Source organism: Vibrio galatheae, assembly GCF_000967545.1.
Taxonomy (GTDB): Bacteria; Pseudomonadota; Gammaproteobacteria; order Enterobacterales; family Vibrionaceae; genus Vibrio; species Vibrio galatheae.
Genome location: NZ_JXXV01000016.1, coordinates 39,880 through 52,538 on the forward strand (window position 1 = coordinate 39,880; position 12,659 = coordinate 52,538).

At 44.1% G+C, this 12,659-nt stretch carries 13 protein-coding genes; 7 read left to right on the forward strand and 6 right to left on the reverse strand.

The window, feature by feature from the left end; genetic code table 11:
* From ccmD to TW81_RS08725, 7 genes are all read left to right on the forward strand, one after another.
* Entirely contained in the window at positions 1–207 is a 207-nt protein-coding gene (gene ccmD, locus TW81_RS08695; RefSeq protein WP_045955321.1) for a heme exporter protein CcmD, read from the forward strand.
* Positions 204–689 (forward strand): cytochrome c maturation protein CcmE, encoded by a 486-nt coding sequence (ccmE, locus tag TW81_RS08700; protein ID WP_045955322.1) that lies wholly within the window; start codon positions 204–206, stop codon positions 687–689. The genes ccmD and ccmE overlap by 4 nt, the downstream gene beginning before the upstream one ends.
* The gene (locus TW81_RS08705; protein ID WP_045955323.1) at positions 686–2,644 is read left to right on the forward strand and encodes a heme lyase CcmF/NrfE family subunit; all 1,959 of its coding nucleotides are present in this window, start codon (positions 686–688) and stop codon (positions 2,642–2,644) included. Before ccmE ends, TW81_RS08705 begins: the two co-directional genes overlap by 4 nt.
* Positions 2,644–3,198, forward strand: a complete 555-nt coding sequence (locus tag TW81_RS08710; protein ID WP_045955324.1) for a DsbE family thiol:disulfide interchange protein — start codon at positions 2,644–2,646, stop codon at positions 3,196–3,198. The genes TW81_RS08705 and TW81_RS08710 overlap by 1 nt, the downstream gene beginning before the upstream one ends.
* The gene (locus TW81_RS08715) at positions 3,195–3,677 is read left to right on the forward strand and encodes a cytochrome c-type biogenesis protein (RefSeq protein WP_045955325.1); all 483 of its coding nucleotides are present in this window, start codon (positions 3,195–3,197) and stop codon (positions 3,675–3,677) included. The genes TW81_RS08710 and TW81_RS08715 overlap by 4 nt, the downstream gene beginning before the upstream one ends.
* The gene (ccmI, locus tag TW81_RS08720) at positions 3,677–4,894 is read left to right on the forward strand and encodes a c-type cytochrome biogenesis protein CcmI (RefSeq protein WP_045955326.1); all 1,218 of its coding nucleotides are present in this window, start codon (positions 3,677–3,679) and stop codon (positions 4,892–4,894) included. Before TW81_RS08715 ends, ccmI begins: the two co-directional genes overlap by 1 nt.
* 65 nt (positions 4,895–4,959) lie before the next feature.
* Positions 4,960–5,715 (forward strand): MlaA family lipoprotein, encoded by a 756-nt coding sequence (locus TW81_RS08725; RefSeq protein ID WP_045955327.1) that lies wholly within the window; start codon positions 4,960–4,962, stop codon positions 5,713–5,715.
* Positions 5,716–5,862: 147 nt separating this feature from the next.
* On the opposite strand, the gene TW81_RS08730 is transcribed toward TW81_RS08725, so the two are convergent.
* The 6 genes from TW81_RS08730 to TW81_RS08755 form a co-directional block, all read right to left on the reverse strand.
* Complete coding sequence (locus TW81_RS08730) at positions 5,863–6,903, reverse strand: IS481 family transposase (RefSeq protein WP_045955328.1); 1,041 nt, start codon at positions 6,901–6,903, stop codon at positions 5,863–5,865.
* 109 nt (positions 6,904–7,012) lie between these two features.
* Positions 7,013–7,561: a hypothetical protein gene (locus tag TW81_RS08735; RefSeq protein ID WP_045955329.1), complete on the reverse strand. Its 549-nt coding sequence runs from the start codon at positions 7,559–7,561 to the stop codon at positions 7,013–7,015.
* A gap of 217 nt (positions 7,562–7,778) precedes the next feature.
* Positions 7,779–9,110, reverse strand: a complete 1,332-nt coding sequence (locus TW81_RS08740) for an outer membrane protein transport protein (protein ID WP_045955330.1) — start codon at positions 9,108–9,110, stop codon at positions 7,779–7,781.
* A gap of 329 nt (positions 9,111–9,439) precedes the next feature.
* Positions 9,440–10,777 (reverse strand): outer membrane protein transport protein, encoded by a 1,338-nt coding sequence (locus tag TW81_RS08745; protein WP_045955331.1) that lies wholly within the window; start codon positions 10,775–10,777, stop codon positions 9,440–9,442.
* A gap of 270 nt (positions 10,778–11,047) precedes the next feature.
* Positions 11,048–11,776: a DUF3379 domain-containing protein gene (locus TW81_RS08750; protein WP_045955332.1), complete on the reverse strand. Its 729-nt coding sequence runs from the start codon at positions 11,774–11,776 to the stop codon at positions 11,048–11,050.
* Positions 11,769–12,275 (reverse strand): sigma-70 family RNA polymerase sigma factor, encoded by a 507-nt coding sequence (locus TW81_RS08755; protein WP_420835060.1) that lies wholly within the window; start codon positions 12,273–12,275, stop codon positions 11,769–11,771. Before TW81_RS08755 ends, TW81_RS08750 begins: the two co-directional genes overlap by 8 nt.
* Between the last annotated feature and the right edge of the window lie 384 nt (positions 12,276–12,659).

The following is a 12,659-nucleotide window of genomic DNA, read 5'->3' on the forward strand; positions in this document are numbered from 1 at the left end:
ATGCATTTTGAATCTTTGAGTGATTTCTTCGCTATGGGCGGTTACGCCAGTTACGTCTGGACCGCATTTGGGGTGACTTTCGCCTCCATGATGGTGTTATACACCTTGAGTGTGAGGAGAGGTCAGTCGTTGCTTAATGAAGTGCAAGCTAAGGTCGACAGACAAGCAAGAATTGACGCAGCAAAAAATTTGGAGAACACACTATGAACCCAAGACGTAAAAAGAGGCTCGGTATCGTTCTAGCCATTTTTATTGGTATCAGCGCGACGATTGGTTTGATGCTGTATGCGCTAAATCAAAATATGGACCTTTTCTATACTCCAACTGAGCTCGTTAATGGCAAGCCAGATGGTACGAAGCCAGAAGTAGGGCAGCGTCTTCGTATCGGCGGTATGGTTGTTGTCGGCTCAGTTAAACGTGATCCTCAATCGTTGCGCGTGTCATTTGATTTGCACGATGTCGGTCCGAAGGTCACCATTGTTTACGATGGCATTCTTCCCGATCTATTCCGTGAAGGGCAAGGTATTGTTGCGCAAGGTATTTTGAAAGATGCCTCAACCGTCGAAGCATTTGAAGTGTTAGCGAAGCATGATGAAGAGTACATGCCACCAGAAATAGCTGAAGCAATGAAGAAAACGCATGAACCGCTTCAATACTCAGAAACACAAAAACAAGGAAGTGATCAATGATTGCTGAAATCGGTCACTTTGCACTGATCATATCTTTGGCATTGGCTGTATTGCTCAGCGTTATGCCTTTAATTGGTGCTTCTCGTCACAATACCCTGCTGATGAATAGCGCAAGGCCCCTCTCTTGGGGAATGTTCCTGCTGTTATTGGTCTCATTTGCCATTTTGCTATGGGCGTTTTATACCAATGACTTCACACTTAAATACGTGGCGAGTAACTCCAATAGTCAATTGCCTTGGTACTACCGACTGACAGCAGTTTGGGGAGCACATGAAGGCTCATTACTTCTTTGGGTGTTGATCCAGGCTGGTTGGACGGTTGCGGTTGCGACGTTCAGTCGTGGAATGCCTCAAGAATCGGTTGCTCGTGTCCTGGCAGTCATGGGGATGATTACCGCAGGCTTCCTACTGTTCATTATTCTGACCTCAAATCCATTCTTGCGCACATTGCCGTTTTTCCCTGTCGATGGGCGTGATTTAAATCCTCTACTGCAAGACCCCGGCTTAATCATTCACCCTCCTATGTTGTACATGGGTTATGTCGGATTCTCCGTTGCGTTCTCATTTGCGATTGCGTCGCTGATGACGGGTCGTCTTGATACTGCTTGGGCACGTTGGTCTCGTCCGTGGACAACTGCTGCATGGCTATTCTTAACACTGGGCATTGCACTTGGCTCGTGGTGGGCTTACTACGAATTAGGCTGGGGTGGTTGGTGGTTCTGGGATCCGGTTGAGAACGCGTCATTTATGCCGTGGCTTGCGGGTACTGCGTTAATGCACTCATTAGCAGTGACAGAGAAACGCGGTACGTTTAAAGCATGGACGGTATTACTCGCGATTTCTGCATTCTCACTCAGCTTACTAGGCACCTTCCTTGTGCGCTCTGGTATCTTGGTCTCAGTTCACGCGTTTGCCTCAGATCCTGCGCGCGGTATGTTCATTTTGGGCTTCTTGGTATTTGTGATCGGTGGTTCGCTATTGCTGTTTGCGGTTAAAGGAGCTTCTGTTCGCGTCCGTGGTAACTTTGACTTAGTGTCACGCGAAAATGCACTGCTATCTAACAACGTGTTGCTGATTGCTGCCCTAGTTGTGGTATTAGTCGGCACTTTATTACCTTTGGTCCATAAACAAATCGGCCTAGGATCTGTTTCTATTGGTGCGCCCTTCTTTGACATGCTATTTGCGTGGTTGATGATCCCATTTGCTTTCTTACTCGGTATCGGTCCTTTGATTCGTTGGAAGAGAGACAATCTATCGAGTCTGAAGAAGCCGATGCTGATTGCAGGTGTGGTGTCATTGGCTCTGGCGGGCTTGTTTGTGGTGATTTTCTCTGAGCACTTCTTGTTTATGGCCTACCTAGGTTGGGTGATGTCTTTATGGATCATCTGCTTACATGGTTTTGAGTTGTACGAACGTGCTACGCATCGTCACTCATTTGTCGAAGGTGTTAAAAAGCTGCAACGTAGCCACTGGGCAATGATGCTAGGCCATCTTGGATTAGCAGTCAGTATCATAGGTATTGCTATGGTACAAAACTACAGCATTGAGCGTGATGTTCGTCTAGCGCCGGGAGAACATATTCAAATTCAGGGTTACGATTTCCATTTCTCCGGTTTACGTGACAAAGACGGTCCAAACTATGATGGCTATATTGCTGATTTTGAGATAACGCGTGACGGTAAGTACATCAATACTTTGCATGCAGAGAAGCGTTTCTATACAACGGCGCGTTCAATGATGACAGAAGCGGCTATCGACCGAGGCTTCACTCGTGATCTCTACATCGCGATGGGCGAGCAATTGGATGATAACAAGTCTTGGGCAGTTCGCATCTATCATAAGCCATTTGTACGCTGGATTTGGGCTGGCGCCTTATTGATGGCTATAGGTGGTGCGATTGCAATAAGCGACAAACGTTACCGCTTTAGAAAAACAGTTAAGAAGCAGGAGGCATAATGAGTAAAAAATTTCTATTTATTCCTTTCGTGGCTTTCTTAGGTTTGGTCGCAGTTTTTGCGACCCAACTGATAAAAAACCAACAAGGTGATGACCCAACGAAACTTGAGTCTGTTTTGGTGGGTAAGCATGTCCCTGAATTTCGGCTTGAAGATTTGGCCGAGCCGGGCAAGCTCTATGACCAAGCTATTTTCAAGGGAGAGCCTTTATTGCTCAACGTCTGGGCAACATGGTGCCCAACTTGTTACGCAGAGCATCAGTACTTAAATGAATTGGCTTCGCAAGGCGTGAAAATTATCGGTCTTAACTACAAAGACCAACGTGACAAAGCGGTTGGCTGGCTTAATGACTTAGGCAACCCTTATCTGATCAGCTTGTTTGATGGTAACGGCATGCTTGGACTTGATCTCGGTGTCTATGGCGCTCCTGAGACATTCTTGATTGACGCAGATGGCGTGATTCGTTATCGCCATGTCGGTGATGTTAATGACCGCAATTGGAACGAAACATTGAAACCAATGTACGAGGCTATGCTTGCGGAGAAGAAGTCATGAAAAAGTGGTTAATGGCTTTTTTCGTCAGTCTTAGTTTCGTTGCAGTTTCAAATGCAGCTATTGAAATTCACGAGTTTGATACCTTAGAGCAAGAGCTGCAGTTCAAAGAGCTGGGTAGCACGCTGCGCTGCCCTAAATGTCAAAATAATACGATAGCTGATTCTAATGCCGAGCTTGCAGTTGACCTGCGTGAAAAAGTCTATGAGATGACCAAAGCGGGCAAATCAAAGCAAGAAATTATCGACTATATGATAGCGCGCTATGGCAACTTCGTTACCTACAATCCTCCTTTTACTGTCGCTACCTCGATTCTTTGGCTGGGACCGCTTTCGGTGGTGTTGTTTGGTTTTGGCTTTATCTTAATTCGTAGTCGAAAACGATCGTCAACGGCGATAAAAGACCAACAGCAGTGGGATGACGAAAAAGAAGCGCGTCTAAAAGCGCTGCTGAATGAAAAGAATGAAGGAGATAAGCAGTAATGACACTATTTTGGATAGCTTCGGTCATTCTTGTTGTAGTCAGTGTATTGGTTATTTCACTGCCATTTATTAAGAAGAAGTCGAATATCGATGATGAGTTGCGCGATGAACTCAACAAAGCGTTTTATAAAGATCGTCTTGAAGAACTGGAAGAAGAAACGGATGAAGGTCTTGTTGAAAACCAGCAAGAACTGATCGAAGACTTAAAGCAGTCGCTGCTGGATGATATTCCTTCTAGCCAGAAAGTACAGCAAGATAGCAGCATCTCAACACTTGCAATCATGATCCCAGCAACGTTACTTGTCGTTGGTCTGTCTTATGGCTTGTACTTCAAATTTGGTGCTTCTGAAGACGTAATGAAGTGGCAGCAAGTCAGCGCAAATCTGCCAGCTTTGTCTCAAAAATTAATGTCTCCAGAAGGGGCAGCACTTAGTGATGACGAAATGCAAGATTTAACGTTAGCACTACGTACGCGTCTTCACTACCAACCTGATGACGCTACGGGCTGGCTACTACTCGGGCGTATTGCCTTGGCCAACCGTGATGTCGATACTGCGATAGGATCAATGAATAAGGCCTATGGTTTAGATCCAGAAAGCACCGATGTGATGTTAGGTTATGCGCAAGCTTTAATGTTGTCACAAGACGATGTTGACCAAGATAAAGCCCGCCGTCTACTGGGTAAGCTCGTTCAGCAAGATTATGTTGATTTGCGCGTATTCTCCCTCTTGGCGTTTGATGCCTATGAGCGCAGAGATTATGCGGCGGCAGTGCGTTACTGGGGTATCATGCAACAAATGATTGGCCCGCAAGACAGTCGCTATGAAATGTTAACGAGAAGCATAGAAAATGCCCAGAAGCAAATGGGCCAGCAGGTTGGTACAGGCAAGTCTGTTTCAGTTGAAATTTCACTGGCGGATCAAGTTAATGCTGACCCTAATTCCTCGTTAATTGTCTCTGTACATACTGCTGATGGTGCACCAATGCCTGTCGCGGCGGCAAGGTATCCCCTAGGTAGCTTCCCACGTACTGTCGTACTAGATGATGGTAATAGTATGCTACAAGATAGAAAGCTGTCGTCTCTCGATACTTTCATGGTACGAGTGCGTATTGATAGTGATGGCAACGTTGCAACCAAACAAGGGGACTGGTTTGGTGAAAGCGAAGCCGTTAGAATGGGTGAACCAGTTGAAGTGATGATTGATAGTCAATATTGATAAACTGTGATTATCAATCTGTTGAGGCCGGTGATTTCACCGGCCTTTTTAATGGAATTATAATAATGAAAACAATTAAGCCGCAGATATGGATGTTGTCTATCGCCATTGCGCTATCTGGGTGTTCGTCAGTCCCCGAAGAAGAATCTACGTTCAGCGAGTCGAAAGTGTCCGACCCATTTGAGAGCTTCAACCGCTCAATGTGGACGTTAAACTATGAGTATTTAGATCCTTACTTTGTCCGTCCTGTTTCTTTGGCGTACGTCAATTACGTTCCTTCACCAATTAGAACCGGGATAAGCAACTTTTTAGGTAACTTAGATGAGCCTGCGAGTATGGTCAATAACCTTATTATGGGCAATGGCAGTAAGGCGCTTGACCACTTCAATCGCTTCTGGATTAACTCAACCATAGGTATCGTTGGCCTTATCGATATCGCTTCTGAAGCTGGGATCACTGATCACAATGAGAAAACATTTAGTGATGCGGTAGGGCATTATGGCGTAGCTAATGGGCCATATGTCATGGTACCCGCTTACGGACCTTGGTCTGTACGAGAAACAGCAGACTTGGTCGACAACATGTACGTACCATTGTCATTACTTAATTTTTGGGCTGGTTTAGGGAAGTGGGCCCTCGAAGGTATGGAAACTCGTGCAGCTTTGGTTAACCAAGAGGCGTTACTGGATAACTCACCCGATCCATACGTGGTTGCACGTGATGTCTATATTCAGCGCCAAGATTATCATGCAGAAATAGAAACGGATGCTTACAACGCAGAAGAAGAAGCGCTTTTAGACGAGTACTTAGAAGAGTTTTAGTCGGCATAACTCGATATCAAGTGAAACCCAACGTTAACAACAAAGTGTCTAGCGTTGGGATTCTAGTTATTAGCTAGTGTAAACTTATGTGTACTAATTCAGACCTGATCTGACAGTTACCCACTTTTCGACTCGGTGCCTGTCAGATTATATCTGGGCTAGATTCTTTTCTGCCCAGATTGATTTCCCATCCTCTAATGTCTCTATTGGCGTTCGGCCGCAGCACATTTTTCCTTGATGGGTACGATGATTGTTGTAGTAGTCCATCCATTCGTCCAGATCTTTCTGTAACTCTTCCATTGAACCATACAGTTTCTTTCTGAATGTCACTTGGTAGAACTCATTTAGTATGGTCTTGTGGAAGCGTTCGCAGATACCATTTGTCTGTGGCGACATCGCTTTAGTTTTCGTGTGGTCGATATCATTAATGGCAAGATAGAGTTGGTAATCGTGCTGTTCAACACGGCCACAGTATTCAGTACCACGGTCAGTCAGGATTCGCAGCATTGGCAGCTCATGAGCCTCGAAGAACGGTAGAACCTTGTCATTCAACATGTCCGCTGCGGTGATTGGTGTTTTTGTCGTGTAGAGCTTAGCGAAGGCGACTTTGCTGTAGGTATCAACGAACGTCTGCTGATAGATGCGTCCAACACCCTTAAGGTTACCAACATAAAACGTGTCTTGAGAGCCGAGATAGCCTGGGTGCGCGGTTTCAATTTCACCACAAGCCTCGTCATCATGTTTCTTGCGCTCAAGGGCTGCAACTTGCTCGTCCGTTAGAATGATACCGTTCTCAGCGCTCTGTTTTTCTAAGGCAATAAGGCGCTTTTTGAAGTTTTCTAGGTCATTACGAAGCCAGATTGAATGCACGCCACTTGGAGAGATAAATACACCGAGTTTTCGTAGCTCGTTGCTTGTTCTAACTTGCCCGTGAGCTGGGAAGTCTATGGCGGACTTGAGAACGGCTTGCTCTGTTTCACTATCGACACGATTCTTCAGGTTTGGTGTTCTTCGACTTTGATTAATCAGAGCATCAATACCACCAGTTTCGACTAGCTCTTGATAACGGTAGAAAGTGTCTCTAGATACACCCATAACCTTACAGGCTTTTGATACGTTGCCGAGTTCTTCTGCAAGATTGAGAAGGCCAGCTTTGTGTTTGATGATTGGATTGCTAGTATGAAGCATGAGAGTTACCTCTTATTGTCTTTGATTAGTGATTAAGCACCTTTAATCAAAGTGGGTAACTCTCTTCTTTTCAAATTGAAGTGTCAGATCTAGTCGGAACTAATACAACTTATGAACCTGCGTTTACTATGTCATCTACAATTTGCTTTGAGATAAGCTCAATATCTCTAGGTTCATCTTCTTGATCCCAATTAAATGTAGAAATTTCTAGATTTACAGCAATTTCGTCAAAGTATGCGTATTTTGTTGTGTAGCCAGCTTTTGAAAAACCTGCCAGCTTTTCTTTTTCATTATGTATTGTGACGCTGTGAGAAACTTCAGGCTTATTTAAGGCTTTACCACCATGATTGAAGTTACGCTTGTAATCAACTGTTACTGACACATCCAGAGCATCTTGTTCATTTTGAGCTAATAGCCCTTTTTCTAACAGACTTGACTCTAAGTATTTCTTAAATTGTTTTTGCAATTCTGACTTACCTGCAAAAGAGTTATCACCGGGAATTGCTCCATGACCGAGTGTTAGATTGACATTGATTTCATCAACTTTATATACGGTTTGCTGCTTTTTGATAGGGGTCGGCTTGACATAGTATTGATAAGGGGATGATGCACATGCTGCTAAAAATACTGCCAACGCTATTACAATTGTTCGTTTCATTCATACTCCTGAATATAGGTTTTATTTGCTTATTACTCTTAGTGAGTCACTAAAACTAAACTTTGTGACTACTTTCTCGATGCTATATCAGCGATGGTATATAAAACAATGACTTACATCATTTATATGAATCAATACGCATTTTGCATGAAATGATGTTAAAAAGGACAAAGGCTTGGTATACCAAGCCTTTGTTCGTTTTCGTGTGACTTAACCGTTAGAATACGTAATTGGCTTGCACACCGATTAGCCAGATACTCCCACTGACTTCACCGACAAACTGACCAGCAACCGCTTGTGCTTGATCATCTGAGCTATAACCGCGCGACTCAGTAATTGGTGCATCCTTAGCGATGATGTAGGTCACACCACCATCTAACGTGAATTGCTTAGTGAACTCGTAGCTCGCGCCTAGGCTTAACCATGTACGATCAGTTTCTGGGATGGTAATGGTGCGGTTTTGATCGCTGACCGCCGAGGTGTCATACGCCACACCAGTGCGGACCACGAGCTTAGGGTCGACTTGGTAAGTCGCACCTAGGGCAAAACGGTAGTTGTCTTGCCAGTTTTCTTCCTTCACCATCTTAGTGCCATATGTTTCTAGCTGAGCTTCTAGCTTTTCAAAGCTGCTCCAGTCTGTCCAGTTGATGCTCGCATGAACGGCAAACTTGTCATTAAGTTGGTGGAAGCTAGCGATTTCTGCACTGGCTGGCAAAGTAAGAAGCATAGAGCCGTTGTCATGCGCGGTGGCTAGGGCAGGGCTAAATCCCATGCCTGTTGCGTACCCTTCTAGCTTCAATTCGACTTCAGATTTGTACGCAAAACCAATACGATGATTGTCATTAATTTGCCACGCTGTACCCGCTTGCCAACCAAACGCAGTATCGTCACCTTCCATGTATTTCAATGTGGTGCCTTTCGGCGCTGAAATTGGCGTCATGCCGGAAACGCCAACAACATTGTTTTCTGGTGTTTTGGCACCAAAACTACCTTCACCCACAACGTAACGCAGCCCGCCACCTAAGCTCCATTGTTGATTGACTCGGTAGGCTAGGTTCAGGTTAGCTTCCATGGTCATAACGCTCGCTTCATTACCAAAATGCGTAGCGGCAAAATCATCACCAAGGCTTGTTTCCATACCGTAGTTGGTGCCCAAAGCAAAACCAATGGCGAGCTCTTCAGAATAACGGTGTGAGATATAAAGGTTTGGAATAACGGCGTCGTGAGCGAAATCGCTTGAAGAGGCGGCTGTCGTTGGTAGGGTTGGATTTGAAGATTGAGAGCCGTCAACTTCGCCGTTGACATCAACATTTGGGTTAACGTAAATCGCACCCACAGAGACTTGTGTACCCTCTAGATGAGTTAACATAGCAGGATTACGCCACTGTGCGCTGGCGTTATCTGCCATTGCGGCTTCACCAGCATAAGCGCGACCAAGGCCAGTCGCTGAATACTCAGCTAATTGAAACCCCGCCGCATTGACGCCTGATGAGGTTACGACTAAGCCATATGTCACTGCTAGTGAGAGAAGAGTTTTGTTTGTTTTCATTATAATGTTCGCTGATTTTATCTGTTTTTCGTCGAGCGATCATAAGGTTAGAGTTTATGCTTTAAAAACTTAAAGCAACGTTCTGATATTTTTTGAAGTTTTGTATTGTAATTTTGTTCTTTTTTGGTTAAAAATTCCAATTTATAGCGGAGTGTTTTGGGTTTTCAGCGAACATTTGTAGTGTCAATGTGGGCGAATGATTACACGTGTTCGCTCAATTAAACGCGAAAATATCCAGCTGACTTATATATCATATTGGATATCGCCAAATTTTAATCCAATAAAAAAGGCCAGCGAGTGCTGACCTTTTTCATGTATTTTAGCTCAGATTAGAATTTATGAGTGTATTGCACCCCGAATAGCATAGCTGTTGCTTTCGTTGTTGTATCTAGGCTAATTGTATTTGTACCACTAGTGATTGTGTCATTAACTTGTTTCTCTTTGCCTACTAGGTAGGTAAAGCCAAAATCAAGCGCTTGGTCTTGGTTGAAGTGGTAGGTAGCACCCGCAGAGAACCACTGACGATCAGAGTCAGGTACTGATACTGAAGTAATCTCATCCTGGACACCTTCATCGAACATATAGCCGATACGCGCTTCCCAGTTTTGGCTGATGTAGTAAGTACCACCGATTGAGTAATGGAAGGTGTCTTTCCACTTGTACTCTTTGATTTCTGTGCCATCAGTCGTTACTAGGCGGTCAAAGTCACCCCAGCCGATCCATTGTACACTGTAGTGAACGGCAAACGCAGTATCTTCAATACGATGGTAACCAGAGAATTCCCACATATCTGGTAGAGGGATTTTTAGATCACCAATACTTGAGTCACCAGCGTACGAAACCGTGCCACCGACTTCTTTTTCTGGACTGTAATGGTAACTTAAGCCGAAACGGTTATTTTCATTCAGCTCAAAAACGGTACCAAGATTGAAACCCAGTGTCCACGCTGAAGCATCAATATCCATTAGTTGCTGAGTATTAGTCTGTCCGGTTGGTGTGCTTGGAACTTGTACGATATTCATAGTGGACTGGCGCTTTAGTTCGCCTTCACCATAGATAATATCTAAGCCACCACCAATGCTCCATTGGTCGTTGATACGGTAAGAACCCGCAAGTAGAAAGTTCATCGTTGAAACGTTTGTAACACCACCAAATGCGTCTGCACCTGGGACCGCTTGCACGACATTACTACCGTTTACGAACAAAGTACCTGTGCCAGATCCCCAATTAGGATCAAACTCGTTAGTGGTACCAAAGTTAGAATATAGGCCTAAACCAACAGCAAACTTTTCGTTAACTGGATGAACAACATAAAAATTTGGAATGTATGAAGTTGCGTTGTTAGTTGTATCTGCTACATCATATGAGTTGCCGCCTGCAGCTGCTGGTTGTGTGTATGTAGTGCCTTTGACTTCTACTTCTGAATCAATGACGTTAAAGCCAAGTGAAACTTCAGTACGATCAAACAGTGACATTGCTGCAGCGTTGCGAGACATAACAGAAGCGTTGTCTGCAATGACGGCATCACCTGCAAATGCACGGCCTAAGCCTGTTGCCGATTGAGAGTTAAGTTGGAAGCCAGCAGCGAGAGCGTGCTGCGAAGCTAAAGTTGCGGTTGTGATAGTCACTGCTAAAAGTGATTTTTTAAACAGACGCGTCTTGTTCATTTTGCTTTTTCCTTTGTCTTTATCTTCGCCTCTGCTGGGCGATATTATTTGAGCAAAAGCTCAGTGGTGGCTGATACTAGACACAAGTATAAATTAAAGAAATCCGACCATTACTTATCTAGATGATAAAATTATGGAAATGATGCATATTTGGCAGGAAAATGCTGCAAAATGTATTTTATTAGAGTTTTGACTCTAGAAAAATGTAAAAAAAATGGCTCAAACAGAATGTTCAAGCCATGACGTGAATCACAAAATGTTATTATTTTGTTAAATGGTGGGTTTGATTATTTTCGACAAACTTTCCACGATCTTAGTGATGTTTTCACCTTCGGTACCTACAACGATTAAACTGTTATTTCCCATAGGTTGAACGGCGCCACTCATACCATCTTGATCGAAGTTTACTACTTGGTCGGCAGCGATTCCCGTTAAGAACAGGGTCACTTTGCCTTTTTCCCCTTGGAAAACCATATGTAGCGCATTAGATTTACCAAAGCCGCAGTGGTTTAGATAGTACACATGATAAGGGAAAGTGTCTGACAATTGATGATCAAAGGGGACCATCTTGGCATTGATTTGCGACGAAGGCACTTGTTCGTCTAAGCTTTCGACGAATGGTTTCTCATCCACAACGTGTTTTATCGCTGTCGTTGCCAAACTGGCTTGTGCTGGAGAAACGACTAAGTTACCCCAATTAACTTGACCGACAAGTACCCCTACAACGAACGCAACCGATGCTGCCATCGCCATCGTTTTTCTGGCAAAGTTTGGCCTGATAACATTGCCTTGAGTGGTCGATGATTGGTTGAACAATATACGGTCTGCGAGATCTTCAGGCACATCTACAGTCATAGCTTTTACTATTTGTTTATCGAGATCGAGGATTTCTTCTGCGAATTGAGCGTTTTGCTCGTTGGCTGTGATCGCAGCATTGATGTCGCTGTCTCTTAGTTTAGGCTCAGACAGTATGCGTCGACGAAATTCTAATTCATCCATTTTTCTGCCCCCTGTGTGTGCTGTGTGAATCTAACATCTCTTTTAGTTGGTTCCTCGCTCTAAATAGCCGAGTCATCACGGTATTCTTGTTTAACCCAAGTATCTCTCCGATCTCTTCACCGCTAAAACCGCCTACGACCTGCAGGAAAAGTGGTTCGCGGTAATCCTCTTCAAGCTTCATTATTTGTGCTTGGATCCACTCCGTTTGATGATGTGGGTCGTCCGACACTTTTGCGTCATTGCCGTGGTCGTCAATATCGACCAGATCGAACTGTTTACGTTCGAATCGGCGTGCGTTTTCTCGCCTCAATATTGTAATGAGCCAAGATTTTGCGGCTTTTTGGTCTTGAAGGCTATCAAGAGATTTCCATGCTCGGAGACAGGTTTCTTGTACTAGATCTTCTGAAATGGTCGGGTCTTTGCACAACCAGTAAGCATAGCGATACAAGTCTCTGTGATAGGCCCTGACTAGCGCTTCGTATTTTCTTTGTCTGTCCATATCCGAGTTGACCGGATCATTGGACTTTTTCTTTCCGAAAAAATTTATGATTGACACAGAAGCCTCCCTCGTTGCTCTGTGGTTCGTACCTTATTGTGCTAACCAATGCATCTGTCTGTCATTGTGTTATGGCTACTATATATGTATTTGATTGATGTTATGAATGGATTTCTTGCAATATAACGAGGTAATTACCAGTCTATTCCACCTAAAATTGATCTAATTCAAAATCTAACAAGCTCGAACGGTTATAGTTACTCCTGTCATCTAGTTGGTGTTTACACCGACAAGTTGAGCAAGATGACACTTCCTTTTGAAGGCTGACTTTACTTTCTCCTAATCAGGAAACTGATTATTTCAATTGGCGTTACGTTAATTGCTTTA